Origin of the sequence: Xylanimonas sp. McL0601 (genome assembly GCF_049852175.1) — a bacterium.
Classification (GTDB): domain Bacteria; phylum Actinomycetota; class Actinomycetes; order Actinomycetales; family Cellulomonadaceae; genus Xylanimonas.
The window spans coordinates 1,427,020-1,448,668 of record NZ_CP187527.1 but is presented as its reverse complement, the minus strand read 5'-3'; the positions used below and the strand labels follow the sequence as shown (position 1 = coordinate 1,448,668).

Genomic DNA, 21,649 nt, shown 5'->3' with positions numbered 1-21,649 from the left:
GGGGTCAGGAGACCTTGACCGTCATCTTCGTGCCGTTCTGGGTCTTGACCGCGATGCTGACGCCTACCCCCGGCAGCTTGACGCCCTGGTTGGGCAGCTCGTCGAAGAAGTACTTGTCTCGGTCGTTGAACACCGGGTTGCCGGGCAGGCCGCCGAAGGTGTTCGCGACGCCGTCGACGTGCAGCGTCACCTTGTCCGTCGGCGCGAGGCCGAAGGGGGCGTCGTAGATCTGCACGCGTGCCCGCCACAGGTTGCCGGTCGACGTCTGTGCGAACGGCTGCGGGTGCGCGTCGACGTACAGGTTCCGGCCGGCGCCGGGGTGGGTCACCGTGTCGTTGTCCTGGTACGACGTGTCCCAGTACGAGATCAGCAGACCTTGCTGGTATGCGTAGTGGTCGACCTTGTCCGGGAGCGCCGCCCCGTACCCGAAGAAGTACGGCCCGGTCTGCAGGTACCTGTCGTGGGAGACGTAGGTGCGGTTGGCCGCGATGTAGTACCCCGGGTGGTAGGTCGTGTACTGGGAGCCCGCGACGATGAACCCGTCCGTCGCGTTCGTGGTCCAGTCGCCGAGACCGTTCTCCGCGTCGCCGATGACGACGCCGCCGAGCCTGATGTCGTCGAGCACGATGCCGTCCGGGACCGACTCGACGTTACCGCCGACGGCCGGGTCGGTGACGTAGGCGAAGGACAGCGTGATCGTCTGCCCGGCGTACGCGGACAGGTCGACCGACTTCTGCAGCCAGGTGGCCTGCGTGCCGTCCCAGACCGCGAGCTGCGCGCCGTTGGCGAGCACCTGCACGTAGTCGTACCCGGTCTCGATGTCCCACTTGCCCTGGAACGTCAGCGTCGGGTTGCCGGCCGGGACCGTCACCGTCCTGGTGAGGGTGGTGATGGCGTTGGGGCGGTATCCCGAGTAGTACTGGCCGTTGCCCTCGTACGGCGGGTCCATCGAGTGCTGGACCGCCTTCTCGGGCAGTCCGACGATCAGCGCCTGCGGATCCTTCGAGTTGTACTCGCTCGCACCGAGGGTCAGGGTCTTCTTCTGGCCGGCGGGGACGTAGGAGTAGTCGAGCCAGCCGAGCTGGAGCTTGTTCCACGCGCCGAGGTCGCCGGCACGCTCGCCGATGCCCTGGTCGGTGGCGGATCCCAGGCGGCTCTGGGCCATGAGGGTCCAGTGCTCGTTGTTGTTGTCGACGCTGTAGTTGACGTTGTAGTCGTCGGGCAGCCCGAGGTCGTGCGTGTACTCGTGGTCGAACACCGACCGGCCGCCGTTCTCCGGCTGGATCGTGTAGTCGCCGACGTAGAACCCGGTGTAGTCGTCGGTCGCGGTCACGCTGCCGTCGCCGTTGATGGTGCCGCCGATCGGCGTACCCGTGTTGCAGGCGCGGCCGTCGTAGCACGACGGACCATAGGCAAGGTTCGAGTACCAGCGGTGGCTCCAGATGGCGTCCGTCCCGTAGATCGGGTCGCCGTCGGCCTCGTCACCGCCGGCGTGGACGATCTGGAAGTGGTCGATCCAGCCGTCGGGCTCGTTGAAGTTGCCGTCGCCGTCGAGGTCGTAGCGGTCCTGGACGTCGAACGTGGCGAGCTCGGCCTTGACGTCGGCCATGGTGCGGCCGGCGGCCAGCTGGTCGTCGACCCACTGCTTCGCGGCGTCACGGATGAGGAGCTTGACCGTGCTGCACACGGTGGAGCCGCAGGCGTCGGTGCCGTAGCGACCCTCCGTGTAGGGCACCTTGACCCAGTCCGTCACCGTGCCGTCGACGCTGTAGCGGCCCGACGACTGCGTCTCCATGTAGCCCTTGAGCGACTCGTCGTTATTGCCGAAGTAGAGGTCCTGGAAATAAGACTGTGAGTAGTCCGACCGCCAGACGGTCGAGTTGTCCTTCGACCGGTCCGGCTCCGGGATCTGGTTGCGCAGCGGGCCCTCGGTGCGCTGCGCCGCCGGGTCCGGCGGGTACGGGGACGCCTGGTCCCCGAACTGCACGAGCACGACGAAGATGCGGTCCGTTCCCTCGTTGGCAACCTTGACGTACTTCGACTGGTAGGAGTCCTTGCCGCCACGGGTCCGGCCCTTGCCCAGGCCTGCACTCATGTCGACGACCTTCGACCCGTTGATCGTCTGGACCTGGGCATCCCCGGCCAGGACCTGCTGGATCGCCTGCTCACGCAACGCCGCCTGCTTGTCTGCAAGCGGGTTGGGCAGGTTGTCGGAGGGGACGATCTCGGACCCCTGAGGGCTGACGATGGGTGTCGCCTGAGCCGGTGCCACGGCCAGGCACGCTCCGACGAGTGCCAAGCCCGCGGCAACCGCTGAAACTCTGCGCACTGCTACCTCCCTGCATCGTGTCAAACCCCGGCGTGATGCCGGGGCTGACCCGAAGCGTAGGGAGGTGTGACGCTCCTTACCATCAGGAGCGCCGAGCAATTTCTCAGTCGGCGTCCGGATTCGTCCAGTGCCCCGCCTCGCGCTCCGTCCAGAGCTCGCGGCGCGCCTCGGTCTTGGCGTCCATGCGGTCCGTGAACTCCTCGCGCTTCTCGGCGCGCGTCTTGCGCGAGCGGTCCTCGAGGCGCAGGTCGGTGCCGCGCGAGCCGAGCAGCTCCGGCCCGGTCATGAGCGTCGGCTCCCAGTCGAAGACGACGGCGTTGCGCTCGTCGCCGATGCGCACCTCGTCGCCCGCGACGGCGCCGACCTTGTACAGCCGCTCCTCGACGCCGAGCTTCGCGAGCCGGTCGGCGAGGAAGCCCACGGCCTCGTCGTTGTTGAAGTCCGTCTGGCGCACCCAGCGCTCCGGCTTGGACCCGCGCACCTCGAAGTACACGCTGTCGGCGTCCTGCTTGCGCGTGACGGTGAAGCCCGCCTCGTCGACGGCCTTGGGGCGCAGCACGATGCGCGTCGGCTCCGGGGCGGGCGCTGCCGCGCGGGCCTCGGCCACGATCGCCCCGAGGGCGAACGTCAGCTGGCGCAGCCCTTCGTGGCTGGCGGTCGAGATCTCGAAGACGGGCAGCCCGCGCGCCTCGAGCTCGGGCTTGACGAACTCGGCGAGCTCGCGCGCCTCGGGCACGTCGATCTTGTTGAGCACCACCAGGCGCGGACGCTCGGTGAGCGGCACGCGGCCACCCTCGATGCCGAGATCGCCCGCGTACGCCGCGAGCTCGCTCTCGATGACGTCCAGGTCGCTGATCGGGTCGCGGTCGGGCTCGAGCGTCGCGCAGTCGAGCACGTGCACGATGACGGCGGTGCGCTCGATGTGCCGGAGGAACTCCAGGCCCAGGCCCTTGCCCTCGCTCGCGCCCGGGATGAGTCCCGGCACGTCGGCGACGGTGAAGCGCATGTCGCCCGCCTCGACCACGCCCAGGTTCGGCACCAGCGTGGTGAACGGGTAGTCGGCGATCTTGGGGCGCGCGGCCGAGACCGCCGCGACGAGCGAGGACTTGCCCGCGCTCGGGAATCCCACGAGCGCGACGTCGGCGATGGTCTTCAGCTCGAGGACGACGTCGGCCAGCCCGCCCGGCTCGCCCAGCAGCGCGAAACCCGGAGCCTTGCGCTTGGGCGACGACAGAGCCCGGTTGCCCAGGCCGCCGCGACCGCCGGCCGCGACGACGTACTCGGCGCCGGCGCCGACGAGGTCCGCCAGCACGTTGCCGTCGAGGTCCTTGACCACGGTGCCGTCGGGCACGGTCAGCACCAGGTCCTCGCCCTTGGCGCCGTCGCGGTCGTCGCCCATGCCCTGCGTGCCACCGGTCGCGCGGCGGTGCGGCGAGTGGTGGTAGGCGAGCAGCGTCGTCGTCTGCGGGTCGACGACGAGGCGGACGCTGCCGCCGTCGCCGCCGTTGCCGCCGTCGGGGCCGGCGAGCGGCTTGAACTTCTCGCGGCGGATCGAGGCGACGCCGTGACCGCCGTCACCGCCGGCGGCGTGCAATACGACCCTGTCGACGAAGCTGGCCATGGGTGAATCCTCTCAGGCAAAGCGAGAGGGGCGTGCCGCTCGCGGCACGCCCCTCTGCGAAAGAACGATCAGCGGTGCAAGCTCAGACCTCGACCGTGACGATGTCCACGACCTTGCGGCCACGACGCGTCGCGAACTTGACCGCACCGGCGGACAGCGCGAAGAGCGTGTCGTCGCCACCGCGGCCGACGTTCTCGCCCGGGTGGAAGTGGGTGCCGCGCTGGCGGACGATGATCTCGCCCGACTTGACGACCTGGCCGCCGAAGCGCTTCACGCCGAGCGACTGGGCGTTCGAGTCACGACCGTTGCGCGAGGAGCTCGCGCCCTTCTTGTGTGCCATCTCAGGACCTGCTTTCAGGACGTACGGGAAGAAGATCGCGCGGACGCCGGGGCATCCGCAGCGGAAGTCACTTGATGCCGGTGACCTTGAGGCGGGTCAGCGACTGACGGTGACCCTGGCGCTTGCGGTAGCCGGTCTTGTTCTTGTACTTGAGGATGACGATCTTCGGGCCCTTTTCGTCCCGGACGACCTCAGCCGTGACCTTGACCTTCGCCAGCTTCTCGGCGTCGGTGGTCACCTTCTCCCCGTCGACCAGCAGAAGCGCGGGCAGCTCGACGACGTCGCCGGCCTTTGCCTCGATGCTGTTCATCACGACGATGTCGCCGACGGACACCTTCTCCTGACGGCCACCGGCCTTGACGATCGCGTAAACCATGTTGCGTCTCTCCTGGTCTGGGCGTGCCGCACGGCGTCGTTCACCGTCTTGTTCTGCAACTCGGCCCGCCGCGGCGGTCGAGTGCGGTGCGTCCGTGGGCACACGGGACTGGCACGCCGATGGGCGTGCCGACTCAGAAGTCTACACGAGCCTCATTCGAGGACGAACGTGATCTCCAGCACGACCTGATAGTGCGTGATCGCACCGTCGGTGACGTCGACCTTCTGCTCCTTGACCCAGGCACCTTGCACGTTGCGCAACGTCGCTGTCGCGCGGTCGATGCCGACCTTGATCGCGTCGTCGAAGCTGACGTCCGACCGAGCGCTGATCTCCGTGATGCGTGCCACCGTGCCAGCCATGTCCGTCCCCTTCGTCGGCGGTGCGGATCCGTGGTTCGAGCATCACGCGCCCTGGTGAGCCTCGCCACCCGGGCGGACCATGGACGGATGGAGGCCGACGCCGTCGACGCCGCACTGCGCGCCATCGACCGCCGGGGGTTCCTCCCCCGGGCCGCGCGGCCGTGGGCGGACCAGGACCGCCCGCTCGAGATCGGCCACGGCCAGACCTGCTCGCAGCCGTCCACGGTCGTGGCGATGCTGCGCCTGCTCGACGTCCCGCCGGGGTCCGCCGTGCTCGACGTCGGGGCGGGGTCCGGCTGGACGACGGCGCTGCTCGGGCACCTGGTCGGATCCGAGGGCCAGGTGCTGGGCGTCGAGCGGCGCGCCGACCTGGCCGCGTGGGGCGCCGCGAACCTCGCGCGGTACGGCATGCCGTGGGCCCGCGAGGTGCTCGCGCGACGCGGGGTGCTGGGCTGGCCGCGCGACGGCGGGTGGCAGCGGGTCCTCGTCTCGGCTGCGGCCCAGGAGCTCCCCCAGGCCCTCGTGGACCAGCTGGCCCCGGGCGGACGGATGGTCATCCCGGTGCGGCACGCGATGGTCCGGGTCGATGTCGACGACCAGGGCGCGATCCGGTGCAGCGACCACGGGACCTACTCGTTCGTGCCGCTGATCGAGGACTGACGCCTCAGCCGCGGTGCTCGCGGCAGCGGGCCTGGTAGCTCTCGGTGCCGCCCACGTGCGCGGGGTCGGCGACCTCAGGGGCGACGTCGTCGCGCGTGATCCGGACGTGGTACGCGGCGTCGCGGCCGCACACCATGCACACGGCGGTGAGCTTGTCGACCCGCTCGGCCACCGCCATGAGAGCGGGCAGCGGTTCGAACGGCCGGCCGTCGAACGTCACGGAGAGCCCCGCGACCACCACGACCAGACCCTTGTCCGCGAGCCCCACGACGACGTCCACGAGCTCAGGGCCGAAGAACTGGGCCTCGTCGATCGCGACCATCTCGGTCCCCGGCTCCACGAGCGCGGGAATCTCGGCCGCCGTCGACGCTGTCGCCGACGGCACCTCGAGCCCCGAGTGCGAGGCCACCTTCCCGCCGCCCGCGCGCACGTCGAGCGCGTGGTTCACGACGACGACCCCGCGGCCCGCGAGCCGCGCGCGGCGCACACGCCGCACGAGCTCCTCGGACTTGCCGGCGAACATCGGCCCGGCGACGACCTCGACGCGCCCCTCGGCGAACCGCGCGGGCGCGCCCACGGCCGGGTCAGCCTTCCGGCTGCTCGGCCGCGGCCGCCTGGTCGTGCGCGTGCGCGGCCGCGGCGGCGATCGTCGCCAGGGTCGCCTTCACGGCCTCGCGGGCCTCCGAGTTGTCCTCGGGCAGCTTCGGCAGCTCCGCGTGCGGGACAGCCTCGGCGGGCTTGGCCGCGGCGCCGCGACGGCGGCGTGCGCGCTTCGACTCGCTCGCCGCGGTGCCGGCGTCGGCGGTCTCGATCTGCACGTGGCCCTTCTCGACGGGCTCGGTGTGGACGACGAACCCGCGGCCCTTGCAGTGCTCGCAGGTCTCGCTGAACGCCTCGACCAGGCCCTGGCCCACCCGCTTGCGCGTCATCTGGACCAGGCCCAGCGACGTCACCTCGGCCACCTGGTGCTTGGTGCGGTCGCGGCCGAGGCACTCGACGAGGCGCCGCAGCACCAGGTCGCGGTTCGACTCGAGCACCATGTCGATGAAGTCGATGACGATGATGCCGCCGATGTCGCGCAGGCGGAGCTGACGGACGATCTCCTCGGCCGCCTCGAGGTTGTTGCGAGTGACCGTCTCCTCGAGGGTGCCGCCCGCGCCCGTGAACTTGCCGGTGTTGACGTCGATGACCGTCATCGCCTCGGTGCGGTCGATGACGAGCGAGCCGCCCGACGGCAGCCAGACCTTGCGGTCCATGCCCTTGGCGAGCTGCTCGTCGACCCGGTGCACGGTGAAGACGTCGGCATTGTCGGCCCACTTGGTCACGCGCTCGCGCAGGTCGGGGGCCAGCTCCTCGACGTACGAGGACACCTCCTGCCACGCCCCGTCGCCCTCGACGATCAACGACGAGAAGTCGTCGTTGAAGATGTCGCGGACCACGCGGATCGCCAGGTCGGGCTCACCCTGCAGCAGCGCCGGAGCACTGGTGGTGGACTTCTCGGCCTTGGTCGTGATCGCGGCCCACTGCGACTCCAGGCGCTCGACGTCGGCCCGCAGCTCCTCCTCCGAGGCACCCTCGGCGGCGGTGCGGACGATGACGCCGGCGCTCTCCGGCACGATCTCGCGCAGGATCTTCTTGAGGCGGTTGCGCTCGACGTCGGGCAGCTTGCGGCTGATGCCCGTCATGCCGCCGCCCGGCACGAGCACGAGGTAGCGGCCCGCGAGCGTGACCTGCGACGTCAGGCGGGCGCCCTTGTGACCGATCGGGTCCTTGGTGACCTGCACCAGCACCGAGTCGCCCGACTTGAGCGCCGCCTCGATCTTGCGCGGCTGGCCGCCCTCGAGACCGGCGGCGTCCCAGTTGACCTCGCCCGCGTACAGCACGGCGTTGCGGCCCTTGCCGACGTCGACGAACGCGGCCTCCATGGACGGCAGCACGTTCTGCACGCGGCCCAGGTAGACGTTGCCGACCGTCGACGCCTGCGACTGCTGCGAGACGTAGTGCTCGACGAGCACGCCGTCCTCGAGCACGGCGATCTGCGTGCGGCCGTTCCTCTCGCGCACGACCATCGAGCGCGACACCGACTCCCGGCGCGCGAGGAACTCGGCCTCGGTGATGATCTGGCGGCGGCGGCCGGCGTCGCGGCCCTCGCGGCGGCGCTGGCGCTTGGCCTCGAGGCGCGTCGAGCCCTTGAGCGCGGTGACCTCGTCGGTCGAGCGCGAGCGGGTGGTCTCGGCGCGCTCGGCGCGCGAGCCGCGCCGGCGGCGGCGACGGCGGCGTGAGGTGCCGCCCTCCTCGTCCCCGGCCTCGTCGGCCTCGTCCTCGGCGGTCTCGTCGCCCGTCTCGTCGGCGAGCGTCTCGTCCTCCTCGGCCTCCTCGTCGCCCTCCTCGTCCTCCTCGTCGTCCTCGGGACGGCGGCCGCTGCGGCGGCCGCGGCCACCCCGGCGACGACGGCGGCGCGGGCGGTCGTCGAACGCCTCGAGCTCGACGTCCTCCTCGTCCTCGACCAGGTCCTCCGGGCCCAGGTCGACGAGCTCGACGCCGTCGGCCAGGAGCTCGGCCTCGATCGCGGCGACCTCCTCGGCGGCAGCTGCCTCCTCGCCGGTGAGCACGGCGGGCTCCGGCGCGGGTGCGGGTGCGGGTGCGGCCACGGGCGCGGGTGCAGCCACGGGCGCCTCGACCGGCGTCTCGGGGGCGGCGACCTCCTCGTGCGGGTGCGGCGGGCCCGCCGGGGCCTGCGCGCGGCGCGGGCGGCGCGCGGTCGTGAGGTCGGGAGCCTGGAAGAGCATCGCGGTCGTGGCCAGGCGCGGCGTCGTCGTCCCGGGGGTCCGGACTGCCGTGTTCTTGGCCGGCGGGGCCTGCTCCGCAGGGGCCGGCGCCTCGGTCGCGACCGGGGCCTCGGCGGGCGCCGTGGTCTCGGCGGTGGCCGGGGCGGCCGGCTCCTGCTGGTCGGAGCGGGCGCGACGCGACCGCGTGGCGCGCTTCGGGGCAGCGGGGGCCTCGGCCTCGGCCTCGGCGGCGGGCTCGGCGGGCGCGGCCTTCGCGCGCGAGCGGCTGCGGCGGGGCGCGGGCTCGCCGGCGTCGGACGTCGCGGGCGCCTCGGCGGCCGGCCCGTTCGGCAGCTCGATGTCGTCGAGGGTGCGGACCGCGCGGCGGGAGCCGCTGCGAGGCGCCTCGGCGTCAGGCTGCGGCTGGGTCTGCGGCTCCGCGGCCCGCGGGGGCAGGACGATGTCGGCGAGGGTCGGCTCGTCGCCGACCGGCGGCGTGGACGCGGGGCGGGAGGCACGGCGCGAACGGCGGGCCGGGGCCGCCGGAGCAGCCTCGGCGGCGGGCTCCGGGGTCGCGGCGGGCGCCTCGACAGGCACCTCAGGGGCGGCGTCGCGCGTCGGGAGCGTGATGCCTAGGTCGGGCGTCGCCGCACCGGCGGGCGGGCCGCCGGCCGGGCGGGTCACGCGGCGCCGTGCGGGCTTGCGGGTCGTGTTGTCGTTGTTCTCAGAGGTCACGCGCTGTGCTCCTGCTGCCCGGCCGTCCCCCCACACCTGAGGACCGCGAGGCGGTCGTCGTCCGTTGCCGCGCTGGGCGCGGGCACCGGACGGAAGTCTCGGTGACGGCCGGCTGCTGACTCGTCTTCGCGGACGCCGGGCGGCCAGGGCTCCTATCGACACCCTGACCGCGGCACCGCGTGCGGACGCGGGAGCTGCGAGCTCGTGGCCGACAGGGTGATGTGGCCCCTGACGGTTGCGATCCAGTATCGCACCCACCGGGCGTGTCGGCGGCGCGGCGGCACGCCGGGCGCGTCTCCGAGCGGAGGTGTGCACTGGGACTGAGGTGACTCGTCCCTGATGTGCGAGCGAGGTCACACCGTGTCGTATTGACTCGTGAAGAACTTCACGAGCAGGCTGCTCGCGTGCCCCGACGTGCGGAGACGATCCGTGCTGGCGTGGCCGCACCCCTCGTTCCGAGACCTGGAGACGCTCCGTGGATGCTCTCGCGCTCGCCCGGTGGCAGTTCGCCATCACGACCGTCTACCACTTCGTCCTCGTGCCGCTGACGATCGGCCTCGCGCCGCTCGTCGCCGGCATGCAGACGGCCTGGGTGGTGACCAAGAACGAGCGGTGGCTGCGGCTGACCAAGTTCTTCGGGAAGCTGCTGCTCATCAACTTCGCGCTCGGCGTCGCCACCGGCATCGTCCAGGAGTTCCAGTTCGGCATGGCCTGGAGCGAGTACTCGCGCTTCGTCGGCGACGTGTTCGGAGCCCCCCTCGCCATGGAGGCGCTCGCGGCGTTCTTCGTCGAGTCGACGTTCCTGGGCCTGTGGATCTTCGGCTGGGACCGCCTCAACAAGAAGGTGCACCTCGCGTGCATCTGGCTGCTGGCCATCGGCACGAACCTGTCCGCGTTCTTCATCCTCGCGGCGAACTCGTGGATGCAGCACCCCGTGGGCACCACGTACAACCCGGAGACGGGACGTGCGGAGATGGAGTCCATCGGCGCGATCCTCACCAACAACACGCTGTGGGCCGCGTTCCCGCACACCATCACGGCGGCGTTCCTCGTCGCCGGCACGTTCGTCTGCGGCGTAGCCACGTGGTGGATGGTGCGCCTGGTCCGCTCGAGAAAGCCCGAGCTGGTCGAGCTCGCGCGCAGCACCTACCGGCCGGCGGTGGTCCTGGGCGCCTGCGTGATGCTGGTGGCCGGCGTCGGCGTCATCCTCTCGGGCGACGCGCAGGGAAAGATCATGTACCAGCAGCAACCCGGCAAGATGTCGGCCGCCGAGGGTCTGTGCAAGGCCGAGCAGGGCGCGGCGTTCTCGATCCTCACCGTCGGCCCATGGAACCCGACCTGCGACGACCTCACGCGCGTCGTCTCGGTCCCGGGTCTCGCCAGCTTCCTGGGCACCGGCCACTTCTCCGGCCCCAAGTCGGAGCTGCCGGGCGTCAACGACGTCCAGCGCCAGATGGAGGCCAGGTTCGGCGCGACCGACGACGCCGGCAACCCCATCAGCTACACCCCGCCCCTCGGCATCACCTTCTGGGCGTTCCGCCTCATGATCGGCCTGGCCGTGTTCTCCGCGGCCCTCGCGCTCTGGGCGCTGTGGGACACCCGTCGAGGCCGGACCTCGGAGTCCAGGTGGCTCTCGCGCCTCGCGATCCTGGCGATCCCGATGCCGTTCCTCGCCTGCTCCTTCGGGTGGATCTTCACCGAGGTGGGCCGCCAGCCCTGGGTCGTCGCGCCCAACCCGACCGGCATCGACGAGGTGCGCCTGCTGACCGAGCGGGGCGTGTCCACCGCCGTGCCCGCGGGCGTCATCCTGGCGTCGCTGGTCCTGTTCACGCTGCTGTACGCCGCGCTCGGGGTGATCTGGTACCGCCTGATCCACCGCTACGCGATCGAGGGCGTGCCGCAGGTGCACGACGAGTCCCCTGAGGCGCGCGTCGCCGCGGGCGAGGACGACGCCGACCGCCCCCTGTCCTTCGCCTACTGAGCACCGAGCAGAGACTGGAGACCTGAGATGGACCTGACGATCCTGTGGTTCGTCCTCATCGCCGTCCTGTGGACGGGGTACCTCGTGCTCGAGGGCTTCGACTTCGGCGTGGGGATGCTGCTCTCGCTGTTCCCGCGCGGGACGCGCGACCAGAAGGTGGTCGAGCGCCGCGTGCTCATCAACACGATCGGCCCGGTGTGGGACGGCAACGAGGTGTGGCTGCTCACAGCGGGCGGCGCGACGTTCGCCGCGTTCCCCGAGTGGTACGCCACCCTGTTCTCCGGGTTCTACGTGCCGCTGCTGATCATCCTGCTCGCCCTCATCGTGCGCGTGGTCGCGTTCGAGTGGCGGGGCAAGATCGCCTCCGAAGCGTGGGGTCACCGGTTCGACGTGCTCATCCAGGTGGGCTCGTGGATCCCCGCGGTCCTGTGGGGTGTCGCGTTCGCCAACCTGGTGCGGGGCGTCCTGCTCGACGCCGACCACCAGTACGTCGGCGGGTTCTGGGCGCTGATCAACCCGTTCGCGCTCCTGGGTGGCCTGACGACGCTCGTGCTGTTCCTGCTGCACGGGTCGGTGTTCCTCGCCCTCAAGACCGACGGCGAGCTGCGGGACCGGGCCCGGTCGTTCGCCGCGCGGTTCGCCCTCGCCGCCGTCGTGGTCGCGGGCGGCTGGGCCGTGTGGGCGCAGGTCGCGTACTCGGTGACCTGGACCTGGGCGGCCGTCGCGGTCGCCGCGGCAGCCCTGGTCGGGGTCGTGCTCACCAACGCCCGCGGGCGCGAGGGCTGGGCGTTCGGGCTCTCGGCCGTGGCGATCGTCGCCGCCGTCGTGCTGATCTTCGGGTCGATGTACCCCGACGTCATGCCCGGCCGCGAGGGCGGGCCGTCGCTCTCGATCGCCGACGCCTCGTCGACCGACTACACGCTCACCGTCATGACCTGGGTCGCCGTGATCCTCACGCCCCTCGTCATCGTCTACCAGAGCTGGACGTACTGGGTGTTCCGCCGTCGCCTGACCTCGAGGGACCTCCCCGCCCCGGCAGGGCTCACCTGGATGAAGGTCCGCGACGCGCTGGGCGCGAACGACGAGCCGGCCGTCCGTCCGTCGGACCTCACGTGACGACAGCGTGAAGCCCCTCGACCCGCGCCTGCTGCGCCGCGCCCGCTCCGCCCGGCGGTACGTCGTGCTCACCGCCGGGCTGGGCTTGGTCTCGGCCGTGCTCGTCGTCGCGCAGGCGCTGCTCGTCGCGTCCCTGCTGGCCGCGCTCGTGACCCACGGGTCCGTGGCCGGCCCGACGGCGGCGCGCACCCTCGGCGGCCTCGCGGCCGTCGCGGGCGGCCGCGCCGTCGTCGCCTGGGCGCAGGAGCGGTACGCGCAGCGGGCCGCCGCACGGACCGTCGCGGAGCTGCGCTCGCAGGTGGTCGCGCACGCCGTGGCGCTGGGCCCGCGCTGGGCCGCCGGGTCGCGGCAGGCGGAGGTCGCGACGCTCGCGACGCGCGGGCTCGACGCCCTCGAGCCGTACCTCGTGCGGTACCTGCCGTCGCTGCTGCTCACCGCCCTGGTGACGCCCGCGGTGCTGCTCGTGCTGTTCGGGCTCGACTGGGTGTCGCTCGTGGTGTGCGTCGTGACGCTGCCGCTGGTGCCGCTGTTCATGTGGCTCGTGGGGCTTATGACGCAGGGAACGTCGGAGCGGCGGCTCGCGGTGGTGCAGCGGCTCGGCGCGCAGGTGCTCGACCTGCTGGCCGGGCTGCCGACGTTGCGCGCGTTCGGGCGCGAGTCCGGTCCTGGAGCTCGCGTGCGGGCGCTGGGCGACGCGTCGAAGCGGGCGACGATGGGGACGCTGCGGGTCGCGTTCCTGTCCGGCATGGTGCTGGAGCTGCTCACCACGCTGTCCGTGGCCGTCGTGGCCGTCGGCGTCGGGCTGCGGCTCGTGTCCGGTGGGATGGGCCTGGAGACGGGCCTGGCCGTGATCATGCTGGCGCCGGAGGTCTACCTGCCGCTGCGGGCGGTCGGGGCGCAGTTCCATGCCTCGACCGACGGGATCGCGGCGGCCGAGAAGGCGTTCGCGGTGCTGGAGACGGAGCCGGGCGCGGTCGCGCCGGGCCCCCTGGCAGCGCCCTCGGGTGCGGTGCGGGCCGTCGTGCTCGACGGCGTGACGGTGCGGGCCGGGGAGCGGGCCGTCGAGGCGCCGGCGGGGCTGACGGCCCGGATCGAGCTCGGTTCCGGAGCGCCGGGCGACGGCCGCGTGGTGGTGCTGCGGGGTGCCTCGGGGGCCGGCAAGTCGACGGCGGTCCAGGTGCTGCTGGGTCTGCTCCGTCCGGACGCGGGCGCGGTCTCCCTCGAGCTCGCAGAAGCAGGGCGGACCGCGGTCGTCCCGCTCGACGACGTCGACCCCGCATGGTGGTGGGCGCACGTCGTGTGGGTGCCACAGCGGCCCGCGATCGCGCCTGGACGCCTGCGCGACGTCGTCGGGGGCGGGCCTGATCTCGACGACGACGCCTTGGCCGCGGCCGCACGGACCACCGGGCTCGACCTCGTCGTCGGCTCGCTGCCCGACGGCTGGGACACGCGCGTCGGGCTCGGCGGGGTCGGCCTGTCGGTCGGGCAGCGGCAGCGGGTCGCGCTCACTTCCGCACTGCTCGCCGGGGCGGGGCGGCCCGTCGTCGTGCTCGACGAGCCGACCGCGCACCTCGACGCCGCCGGCGAGCGGGTCGTGCTCGACACCGTGCGGGCCTGGCGCGACGCCGGTCGCACGGTCCTCGTCGTCGCGCACCGCGAGTCGCTCGTCGCCCTCGCCGACCAGCTCGTCGACGTCGAGGCCCGCGCCCTCGAGGAGGTGCCCGCATGAGCCGCGACCCGCTGCGCACGGTGCTGCCGCTGCTCGAGGTGCGCCCGGCGCGCGTGCTGCGCGCGGTGCTGCTGGGTTCGCTCGCGCTCGGCTGCTCCGTCGGGCTGGCTGCCGTGTCCGCGTGGCTCATCGCGCGCGCCTCGCAGATGCCGCCCGTAATGACGCTGTCGGTCGCCGTCGTGACGGTCCGGGCGTTCGGCGTCGGGCGCGGCGTCCTGCGGTATCTCGAACGCCTCGCCTCGCACGACGTCGCGCTCGGCGGGATGTCGGCGTTGCGCGCCAACCTCTACGACGCGCTGGCCCGCGGGCCGGTGACCGGCGTCGTCGGACTCCGGCGCGGGGACCTGCTCGCCCGCGTCGGGGCCGACGTCGACGCCGTCGGCGAGGTCGTGGTCAAGTCGCTCGTGCCGGCCGGGGTCGCGCTCGTCGTGGGGCTCGCGTCGGTCGCGCTGGTCGGGGCGTTCCTCCCGACGGCGGCGCTGGCCCTGCTCGGGTGCCTGCTGCTCACGGGGGTGCTGGCACCCTGGCTCGCCGCCCGCGCGTCTGCCGCGACCGAGGCCGCCGGTGCCGCCGCGCGCGCCGAGGTGACCGCCCGCACGCTCGGGCTGCTCGAGGAGGGCCAGCAGCTGCGGGTCGCGGGCAGGCTCGACGCCGAGCTCGCCGCACTCCGCGACGCCGACGCGCGCCTCACCACCGCCGGTGACGACGGCGCCCGCACGGCCGGCGTCTCCGCGGCGATCGGCGCCGGCGCGCAGACGCTGTCCGTCATCGCGGCGCTCGCGCTCGGCATGGGGGCGCTCCACGCCGGCTCGCTCGCGCCGGTGGAGCTCGCCGTGGTGGTGCTGACCCCGCTCGCGGTGTTCGAGGTGACGGGCGTGCTCCCGGCGGCGGCCGTCCAGCTCCGCCGCTCGCGCGAGGCGGCCGCCCGTCTGGCGGCGCTGCTCCCCGCTGACCTCTCAGACGAGTTGTCAGGGCCCGGGGGCAGCCCCGTGCCCTCTGGGCCTGACAGCGCGGGCTCGAGTGCGCTGCTCGCGCTCGACGGCGTCGCGGCCGGGTGGCCTTCCGCGGGCTCCCCCGCCGTCGGCGGCGTCGACCTCGCGCTCGCACCCGGTGCCGTCGTCGCGCTCGTCGGGCCCTCCGGCGTCGGCAAGACGACGCTGCTCATGACCGCCGCCGGGCTGCTGCCGCCACGAGACGGCAGCGTGGCCTCGGAGCCTGGGGCCGCCTCGCTCTTCCTCGCCGAAGACGGCCACGTCTTCGAGACCACCGTCCTCGAGAACCTGCGCGTGGCCCGCGGAGACGTCACGCCCGACGACGCCCGCGGCGCCCTCGACGCCGTCGGCCTGACCCCGTGGGTCGACGCCCTCCCGGACGGCCTCGACACCGTGCTCGGCGGCGGGGCCACCACCGTCTCCGGCGGCGAGCGCCGGCGCCTCCTCGTGGCCCGCGCCCTGCTCAGCCCCGCGCGCGTGCTGCTTGTCGACGAGCCGGCGGAGCACCTCGACGCCCCGGCCGCCGACGCCGTCGTCGCAGCGCTCGCGACGCACGCCCGCGCGACCGGGGGCGCCGTCGTTCTCGCGACGCACCGGCTGATGGCAGCGCATGATGCCGACGAGGTCCTCATGATCGGCCGGGACGGCGACGGGCCCGCGACCGTCACGGCGCGGGGGTCGCACGCGGAGCTGCTGCGGGACGTCGCGGACTATGCGTGGGCGGCCGGCCAGGAGACCGCGAACCTCTAACCCACCAGCTCGAGCCGCACCACGGGCCGGCCGGGCCGCTGCCAGCCGACGACGTCGAACCCTGCGTCGGTGAACACGCCGAGCGGCCCGTGGTAGAGGTCGGCGGACGGGACACGCCGCCCAGCGGTGTCGATCGGGTACGCCTCGACGACCCGCGCCCCGGCGTCGCGGGCGACCTCGACCGCACCGGTGAGGAGGGCGCGCGTGACACCCTTCCCCCGGTGCTCGCGCGGCACCACGAAGCAGACGACGGACCACACTCCGACGTCGTCCAGGTCCTGGCCGTCGAGGGCCGCCGCGAGCGCCCGCGTGCGCGGGATGCGGGCGTACCGCCGCCGCGGCTCGACGCCGCACCAGCCGACGGGCACGCCGTCCCGGTACGCCACGACGCCCGGCGAGCTGCCGGCATCACCCGCCTGCGCGTGGAGCGCGTCGCACATCTCGACGTCGTTCGCTGCGCGGAAGTCCGCGTTACCGAGCTTCCACCACTGGCACCAGCAGTGTGCGGCGTCGCCCCGCGTGCCGAACACGGCGACGACGTCGTCCCAGGGCACCGCGTGCGCGGGCACGACCTGCATGGCGCTCATCCTGCCCGACGATGGCCGCGGTAGCGTCCGGGGCGTGAAGATCCTCGTTCCCGGCAACGTCCCGTTCGACTCCGCGCCCCTGCTCGACGATCCCGCGGACGTCGTCGTGCCCTACGTCATGCGCGACGCGATCCCGGACGAGCACGCCGACGCGGACGTCCTGGTCACCTGGGCGTCGCCGGCCCGCGTGCTCGAGGACGCGGCCCGCCGGCTGACCCGCCTGCGCTGGGTGCAGACCCTCACGGCCGGGCCCGACGCCGTGCTCGCTGCGGGGTTCGCGCCCGGAGTCGTCGTCTCCTCGGGCCGTGGGCTGCACGACGGGACGGTCGCGGAGCACACCCTGGCGCTCGTGCTGGCCACGGTGCGGCGGATCGACCGCTCGCTCGCCTCGCAGCGGTCGCACGACTGGGACCGCGGGCTCGGCAAGGAGCAAGCCTCGGCCGAGGCGGGCCCGACCTACACGCTCGACGGCGCCCGCGTGACGATCTGGGGCTTCGGCTCGATCGCCGAGCGGCTCGCCCCGCTGCTGGCCGCGATGGGCGCCCGCGTGGCCGGCGTGGCGAGCACGGCGGGCGAGCGGGCCGGGTACCCCGTGGTCGACTACGCCGGGCTGAGCGCGCTGCTGCCGGAGACCGACGTCCTGATCTCGCTCCTGCCGGCCACCCCCGCCACGCGCCACGCGCTCGACGCCGCGACGCTCGCGCTGCTGCCACCGCACGCGCGGTTCGTCAACGCGGGCCGGGGCGCGACGGTGGACGAGGGCGCGCTGGTCGCGGCGCTGCGCTCGGGTGCGCTGGCAGGTGCGGCCCTGGACGTGACCGAGGTGGAGCCGCTCCCGGCAGCCTCGCCGCTGTGGGACGCGCCGAACCTGATCATCACGCCGCACGTGGCGGGTGGCCGCCCCCAGCACGCGAAGGAGTTCCTGACGGCCCAGCTCCGCGCCTGGAAGCAGACGGGCCCGGGCTCCCTGCAGAACCTGGTCGCGAGATAGGGCCGCGGCCGGGCACTACGTCGCCGCCGAAGGCACTATCTCGCGCGGTAAGTCACCAGCGGGTGTGTGCCGCGCTCGGGCGGCGCTGGCAGCGCGGGCACGTGTACGCGCTGCGGTTCATGAACGGCTCCCGGCGGATCGGGGTGCCGCAGCGCGGGCACGGCTCGCCCTCGCGGCCGTAGACCGCCAGGCCCCGCGAGAAGTAGCCCGACTCCCCGTTGACGTTGACGTACAGCGTGTCGAAGCTCGTGCCGCCCACCGCCAGCGCCTCGCGCATGACGTCCTCCGCCGCGTCGAGCAGCCGGTGCACGTCCGCGGCCCGCATCGTGTCGGTCGCCCGCGCGTAGTGCAGCCGTGCGCGCCACAGCGCCTCGTCGGCGTAGATGTTCCCGACGCCGCTCACCAGGGTCTGGTCCAGCAGGGCCCGCTTGACTCCGGTGCGACGCCGCCGCACGGCGTCGACGACGGCCGCGCGGCCCGGACCTCCGCGCGCGAGCACGGGGTCGAGGAGGTCGCGGCCGATGTGGGCGACTGGCGCGGGAACGGCGGGCTCGTCGGTGCCGAGGCCGCCCGGGGCACCTTCAGGCGTCGGGACCAGGTCGACGACGGCGAGGTGCCCGAAGGTGCGCTGGTCGACGAAGTCGAGGGCTGTCCCCCCGGAGGGCGCGTGCTCGAGGTGCACCCGCACCCGCAGGTGCGGGTGCACCCAGGGGTCGGAGCCGTCGCGCACGAGCAGCTGGCCGGACATGCCGAGGTGCGCGAGCAGCGCGGCCCCGTCGCCCAGCGGCAGCCACAGGAACTTGCCGCGCCGCGCCGCCGCTACGAGCGTCCGGCCCCGCAGCTGGTCGGCGAACGACCGCGCACCGCCGTCGTGCCGGCGCACGCTGTAGTCCCGGAACACCTCGACGTCCCGCACGCGCGCGCCCAGCACGAGCCGGGCGAGGCCGTCGCGGACGGTCTCGACCTCGGGGAGCTCAGGCACCCGCGTCGGGGGTCTCGAGAGGGACGTCCTGGAGCGCCAGGTACGCCTGCTCGGCGGCCTCCTGCTCGGCATGCTTCTTGGCTGTGCCCGTCCCCATGCCCAGCACGGGGCCGGCCGTGACCTGCGCGTGGAACAACCGCGCGTGCTCGGGGCCCTCGGCGTCCACGTGGTAGACCGGCGCGCCGAGCCCTCGCTCGGCTGCGGCCTCCTGCAGCGACGTCTTCCAGTCGAGGCCCGCGCCGAGGCCTGCCGCGGCGTCGAGGGTCTCGTCGACGAGCCGGTGGACCAGCTCGCGCGCCACCTCCAGGCCGTGCGAGAGGTAGGTCGCCCCGATGAGCGCCTCGACGGTGTCCGACAGGATCGAGTCCTTCTCGTACCCGCGCGTGCGCATCTCGCCCTTGCCGAGCAGCACGTACGAGCCGAGACCGAGGGACCTGGCCACCGCGGCCAGCGACCGCTGCGAGACCGTCGCGGCCCGCATCTTCGCGAGCTCGCCCTCGGGCAGGTCCGGGTGCCTGCGGTAGAGCGCCTCCGTGACCACGAGCCCCAGCACGGTGTCGCCCAGGAACTCCAGGCGCTCGTTGGTGGGGATGCCGCCGGCCTCGTGCGCGAACGACCTGTGGGTCAGGGCAAGGACGAGAAGCTCGGGGTCCAGGTGGACCCCGAGCTTCTCGAGAAGAGCGGTCGGCTCGTGCCGCGCGGACGCGGCCGTGCCGTTCGCAGGCACGTCAGCCCGCGTGCTCGGTGCGCAGCGCCTCGGCGTACTGACGGCCCTTGTAGGTGCCACAGGTCGGGCACGCCGTGTGGGACAGCTTCTGTCCCTTGCAGTTGGGGCACGTCGCGAGGGCGGTCGCGGTGGTCTTCCACTGCGAGCGGCGCGCACGGGTGTTGCTGCGCGACATCTTGCGCTTCGGAACAGCCACGGCTAGCTCTCTTTCGTCTCGTCGGTCACGCTCGACTGCTCGAGCATGGCTTGCAACGCCGACCAGCGAGGGTCGACGACGTCATGGGTGTGGTCCGGGTCGTCCGCGAGGCGAGCTCCGCACACGGAGCACAGGCCGGGGCAGTCCGGACGGCACAGCGGTTGAAATGGTAATGCAGTGACGACGGAATCCCGAACCGCGGGTTCGATGTCCGCCAGCTCCCCGTCCAGGACCGCTTCCTCGTCCTCGAGCTCGTCGTCGCCGGCCGCCTCGGCCGCGCGCAAGCGCTCGGGGTAGCCGAACAGCTCCTGGACCCGCACGGTGACCTCCTCGGTCACCGGGTCCAGGCACCGCACACACTCGCCGACCGCCGTGCCGCGCACGACGCCGGAGACCAGGACGCCCTCCATGACCGACTCGAGGCGCAGACCCACGACGAGGTCCGCCCCCTCGGGGATGCCGATCACGACCGTACCCAGGTTCGCGGGTGCCGGGACGACGCGCGCGAACTCTCGCATCGTGCCGGGTCGCCGCGACAGCTCGTGCGTGTCGAGCACGAGCGGCGAGCGCGGGTCGGTGCTGATGGCAGGCTCCGGTGAAGGGTGTGGTGCTGGGATGGGATGCGGCCCTCACAAGGGCCAGCGCACGAGTCTATGCCATCGCGCAGGCACGGCCAACGTCACCGCGTGGTGACGCCCGACACCCCTGCTCAGCCCTCGCGCGAGCCCGGCCGGTCGGCCGGCCAGTCGGGCTCGGGCACGTGGTCCCAGCGCGGGCGCCGCGCCCCCGGCTCGAGCCGCTCCGCGAGCCTGGCCCGCCCGGCCCGCACCTGCGCCTTGAGCGCGTCGAGGTCCTCGTCGAACGACGCCAGCCGCCCGTCGCAGTACTCGTCGGCGTTGGAGCGGAGCGTCGCGGCCTGTTGCTCGGCCTCGGCGACGATGTCTGCCGCCCGCGACGTGGCCTGGGCGACCACCTGCTCCTGCTCCACCAGCTCGAGCGCGCGCTGACGCGCCGCCGCGACGATCTCCTCGCCGGACCGCCGTGCGTCCTCGAGCTCCGCCTGCGCGTGCTGCAGCAGCTCGTCGGAGCGCTCGACGGCGCTCGGCAACCCGTGCCGCAGCTCGTTGACCAGGCCCATGAGGGCGTCGCGGTCGACCCGCACGTCGGACGACATGAAGACCGGCCGCGCACCCTCGACCAGTCCGGCCAGCTCGTCCAGGACGTCGATCAGGGCCGACGGCGAGAGCTCGCCGATCTGCTGCTGGTTCATCGTTCCTCCCGCTGTTCCAGTGCCGCCCGGACCGCGGCGGCCACGCCGTCGGGCACCAGGTCCTCGATCGCGCCTCCGTGCCGCGCGATGTCCTTGACCAGCGACGACGCGATGTGCGAAAGCGCAGGGTCGCCGGTGACGTAGACGGTCTCGACACCGCTCAGGTGCCGGTTCATGAGCGCCATGGGCGTCTCCGCGTCGAGGTCCGCCCCGCCACGCAGGCCCTTGACGATGGCCGCGGCCCCGAGGTCGCGGCAGAAGTCGACGACGAGCCCGGGCACGACCTCGGCCCGCACGTCGGCGGTCGCCGGGTCGGCCGCGAGCGCCGCGCGGACCAGGTCCACCCGCGTCTCGAGCGGCAGCAGCCCGGCCTTGCCGGGGTTCTTCGCGACGCCGACGACGACGACGTCGAACAGCGCACGGGTGCGGCGCACGACGTCGAGGTGGCCGAGCGTGAAGGGGTCGAACGACCCCGGGCAGACTGCGGTGGTCACCCGCACACGCTAAGCGGCGCCCGCGCACGGGCCGTGGAGGCGGGGCCGGGTGTGGCTCAGTCGGTCTCGGCGGCGACGGCGGAAGGCTCGGCGTAGTACACGGCGGTCTCGCCGTAGTCCTTCCGCGCGAGCAGATCGAGCCCCGCAGGCCACGCCGGCTCGGGGCTGCGGGTGGACCGCTCGACGACGACGACGGCGTCGGCCGCGAGCACGCCGGGGGACGCCAGGTCGGCGAGGACCGCCGCAAGCGCCTCCTCCGAGAGGTCGTAGGGCGGGTCGAGGAACACGAGGTCGAGCGGTTCGACCGGCGCTGCGGCGAGGCCCGCGGCGTACCGCCCCGCGTCGTCCCCGACGACGCGCACGACGCCGCCCAGCCCGAGCGCGGTGACGTTCCCGCGCGCCACCTCGACGGCGCGGCGCGCGGAGTCGACGAGCGTGACGTGCGCGGCGCCGCGCGAGGCGGCCTCGAGGCCGAGCGCCCCGGACCCGGCGTAGAGGTCGAGCACGCGGGCGCCGTCGAGCACGCCGTAGTGCGCGAGCCGGCTGAAGATCGCCTCGCGGGTGCGCTCGCTCGTGGGCCGCGTGCCCTTCGGCGGTACCTGCAGGGTGCGGCCGCCGACGGAGCCCGCCACGATCCTGGTCATGC

At 73.2% G+C, this 21,649-nt stretch carries 21 protein-coding genes; 6 read left to right on the top strand and 15 right to left on the bottom strand.

Annotated features, from left to right (window positions below):
- Positions 1-4: 4 nt before the first annotated feature.
- The 5 genes from ACO4JP_RS06595 to ACO4JP_RS06575 form a co-directional block, all read right to left on the bottom strand.
- Positions 5-2,272: an immune inhibitor A domain-containing protein gene (locus ACO4JP_RS06595; RefSeq protein ID WP_425956581.1), complete on the bottom strand. Its 2,268-nt coding sequence runs from the start codon at positions 2,270-2,272 to the stop codon at positions 5-7.
- Between the two features lie 160 nt (positions 2,273-2,432).
- Entirely contained in the window at positions 2,433-3,950 is a 1,518-nt protein-coding gene (gene obgE, locus ACO4JP_RS06590; RefSeq protein ID WP_425956580.1) for a GTPase ObgE, read from the bottom strand.
- 82 nt (positions 3,951-4,032) lie between these two features.
- Positions 4,033-4,290 carry a 50S ribosomal protein L27 gene (gene rpmA, locus ACO4JP_RS06585; protein ID WP_425956579.1) on the bottom strand — a complete coding sequence of 86 codons (258 nt, stop codon included), beginning with the start codon at positions 4,288-4,290 and terminating at the stop codon, positions 4,033-4,035.
- 67 nt (positions 4,291-4,357) lie between these two features.
- A complete protein-coding gene (gene rplU, locus ACO4JP_RS06580) occupies positions 4,358-4,666 on the bottom strand; it encodes a 50S ribosomal protein L21 (RefSeq protein ID WP_425956578.1) in 309 nt (102 codons plus the stop codon).
- 152 nt (positions 4,667-4,818) lie between these two features.
- On the bottom strand, positions 4,819-5,025 hold the full coding sequence (locus ACO4JP_RS06575; RefSeq protein ID WP_425956577.1) for a dodecin family protein: 207 nt from the start codon (positions 5,023-5,025) through the stop codon (positions 4,819-4,821).
- A 54-nt stretch (positions 5,026-5,079) separates the two neighbouring features.
- On the opposite strand from ACO4JP_RS06575, the gene ACO4JP_RS06570 reads away from it, so the two are divergent.
- Positions 5,080-5,685 carry a protein-L-isoaspartate O-methyltransferase family protein gene (locus tag ACO4JP_RS06570; RefSeq protein WP_425956576.1) on the top strand — a complete coding sequence of 202 codons (606 nt, stop codon included), beginning with the start codon at positions 5,080-5,082 and terminating at the stop codon, positions 5,683-5,685.
- 4 nt (positions 5,686-5,689) lie between these two features.
- On the opposite strand, the gene ACO4JP_RS06565 is transcribed toward ACO4JP_RS06570, so the two are convergent.
- Complete coding sequence (locus tag ACO4JP_RS06565) at positions 5,690-6,208, bottom strand: thymidine kinase (protein ID WP_425957063.1); 519 nt, start codon at positions 6,206-6,208, stop codon at positions 5,690-5,692.
- Between the two features lie 61 nt (positions 6,209-6,269).
- Complete coding sequence (locus ACO4JP_RS06560) at positions 6,270-9,188, bottom strand: Rne/Rng family ribonuclease (protein ID WP_425956575.1); 2,919 nt, start codon at positions 9,186-9,188, stop codon at positions 6,270-6,272.
- 475 nt (positions 9,189-9,663) lie between these two features.
- On the opposite strand from ACO4JP_RS06560, the gene ACO4JP_RS06555 reads away from it, so the two are divergent.
- From ACO4JP_RS06555 to cydC, 4 genes are read left to right on the top strand one after another with little or no spacing between them, the layout of a single operon-like run.
- Positions 9,664-11,169, top strand: a complete 1,506-nt coding sequence (locus tag ACO4JP_RS06555; protein WP_425956574.1) for a cytochrome ubiquinol oxidase subunit I — start codon at positions 9,664-9,666, stop codon at positions 11,167-11,169.
- Positions 11,170-11,196: 27 nt separating this feature from the next.
- Positions 11,197-12,285 (top strand): cytochrome d ubiquinol oxidase subunit II, encoded by a 1,089-nt coding sequence (cydB, locus tag ACO4JP_RS06550; protein ID WP_425956573.1) that lies wholly within the window; start codon positions 11,197-11,199, stop codon positions 12,283-12,285.
- A 7-nt stretch (positions 12,286-12,292) separates the two neighbouring features.
- Positions 12,293-14,014, top strand: coding sequence for a thiol reductant ABC exporter subunit CydD (gene cydD / locus ACO4JP_RS06545; protein ID WP_425956572.1), 1,722 nt, complete (start codon positions 12,293-12,295; stop codon positions 14,012-14,014).
- The gene (gene cydC / locus ACO4JP_RS06540) at positions 14,011-15,756 is read left to right on the top strand and encodes a thiol reductant ABC exporter subunit CydC (RefSeq protein WP_425956571.1); all 1,746 of its coding nucleotides are present in this window, start codon (positions 14,011-14,013) and stop codon (positions 15,754-15,756) included. The genes cydD and cydC overlap by 4 nt, the downstream gene beginning before the upstream one ends.
- On the opposite strand, the gene ACO4JP_RS06535 is transcribed toward cydC, so the two are convergent.
- Entirely contained in the window at positions 15,753-16,343 is a 591-nt protein-coding gene (locus ACO4JP_RS06535; RefSeq protein WP_425956570.1) for a GNAT family N-acetyltransferase, read from the bottom strand. The two genes, cydC and ACO4JP_RS06535, sit on opposite strands and share 4 nt — an antisense overlap.
- A 34-nt stretch (positions 16,344-16,377) precedes the next feature.
- Here ACO4JP_RS06535 and ACO4JP_RS06530 point away from each other — a divergent pair, with 34 nt between their 5' ends.
- Positions 16,378-17,334 carry an NAD(P)-dependent oxidoreductase gene (locus tag ACO4JP_RS06530; protein ID WP_425956569.1) on the top strand — a complete coding sequence of 319 codons (957 nt, stop codon included), beginning with the start codon at positions 16,378-16,380 and terminating at the stop codon, positions 17,332-17,334.
- 52 nt (positions 17,335-17,386) lie between these two features.
- Here ACO4JP_RS06530 and mutM read toward each other — a convergent pair whose 3' ends face one another.
- From mutM to rsmD, 7 genes are all read right to left on the bottom strand, one after another.
- Positions 17,387-18,316 (bottom strand): bifunctional DNA-formamidopyrimidine glycosylase/DNA-(apurinic or apyrimidinic site) lyase, encoded by a 930-nt coding sequence (gene mutM, locus ACO4JP_RS06525; RefSeq protein WP_425956568.1) that lies wholly within the window; start codon positions 18,314-18,316, stop codon positions 17,387-17,389.
- The gene (gene rnc / locus ACO4JP_RS06520; protein WP_425956567.1) at positions 18,309-19,043 is read right to left on the bottom strand and encodes a ribonuclease III; all 735 of its coding nucleotides are present in this window, start codon (positions 19,041-19,043) and stop codon (positions 18,309-18,311) included. Before rnc ends, mutM begins: the two co-directional genes overlap by 8 nt.
- Before the next feature lies 1 nt (position 19,044).
- Complete coding sequence (gene rpmF / locus ACO4JP_RS06515; RefSeq protein WP_425956566.1) at positions 19,045-19,239, bottom strand: 50S ribosomal protein L32; 195 nt, start codon at positions 19,237-19,239, stop codon at positions 19,045-19,047.
- Positions 19,240-19,241: 2 nt separating this feature from the next.
- Positions 19,242-19,796, bottom strand: a complete 555-nt coding sequence (locus ACO4JP_RS06510) for a YceD family protein (RefSeq protein WP_425956565.1) — start codon at positions 19,794-19,796, stop codon at positions 19,242-19,244.
- A gap of 152 nt (positions 19,797-19,948) precedes the next feature.
- Entirely contained in the window at positions 19,949-20,509 is a 561-nt protein-coding gene (locus tag ACO4JP_RS06505) for a hypothetical protein (RefSeq protein WP_425956564.1), read from the bottom strand.
- Positions 20,506-21,003: a pantetheine-phosphate adenylyltransferase gene (gene coaD, locus ACO4JP_RS06500; RefSeq protein ID WP_425956563.1), complete on the bottom strand. Its 498-nt coding sequence runs from the start codon at positions 21,001-21,003 to the stop codon at positions 20,506-20,508. The genes ACO4JP_RS06505 and coaD overlap by 4 nt, the downstream gene beginning before the upstream one ends.
- Positions 21,004-21,059: 56 nt before the next feature.
- Positions 21,060-21,647, bottom strand: a complete 588-nt coding sequence (gene rsmD / locus ACO4JP_RS06495; protein WP_425956562.1) for a 16S rRNA (guanine(966)-N(2))-methyltransferase RsmD — start codon at positions 21,645-21,647, stop codon at positions 21,060-21,062.
- Positions 21,648-21,649 lie beyond the last annotated feature (2 nt).

Excerpts from the sequence above, each read along its gene's own strand:
- obgE (WP_425956580.1), bottom strand. The coding sequence starts at position 3,950 with ATGGCCAGCTTCGTCGACAGGGTCGTATTGCACGCCGCCGGCGGTGAC.
- rpmA (WP_425956579.1), bottom strand. The coding sequence starts at position 4,290 with ATGGCACACAAGAAGGGCGCGAGCTCCTCGCGCAACGGTCGTGACTCG.
- rplU (WP_425956578.1), bottom strand. The coding sequence starts at position 4,666 with ATGGTTTACGCGATCGTCAAGGCCGGTGGCCGTCAGGAGAAGGTGTCC.
- ACO4JP_RS06575 (WP_425956577.1), bottom strand. The coding sequence starts at position 5,025 with ATGGCTGGCACGGTGGCACGCATCACGGAGATCAGCGCTCGGTCGGAC.
- ACO4JP_RS06565 (WP_425957063.1), bottom strand. The coding sequence starts at position 6,208 with ATGTTCGCCGGCAAGTCCGAGGAGCTCGTGCGGCGTGTGCGCCGCGCG.
- cydB (WP_425956573.1), top strand. The coding sequence starts at position 11,197 with ATGGACCTGACGATCCTGTGGTTCGTCCTCATCGCCGTCCTGTGGACG.
- cydC (WP_425956571.1), top strand. The coding sequence starts at position 14,011 with ATGAGCCGCGACCCGCTGCGCACGGTGCTGCCGCTGCTCGAGGTGCGC.
- ACO4JP_RS06535 (WP_425956570.1), bottom strand. The coding sequence starts at position 16,343 with ATGAGCGCCATGCAGGTCGTGCCCGCGCACGCGGTGCCCTGGGACGAC.
- ACO4JP_RS06505 (WP_425956564.1), bottom strand. The coding sequence starts at position 20,509 with ATGAACCAGCAGCAGATCGGCGAGCTCTCGCCGTCGGCCCTGATCGAC.
- rsmD (WP_425956562.1), bottom strand. The coding sequence starts at position 21,647 with ATGACCAGGATCGTGGCGGGCTCCGTCGGCGGCCGCACCCTGCAGGTA.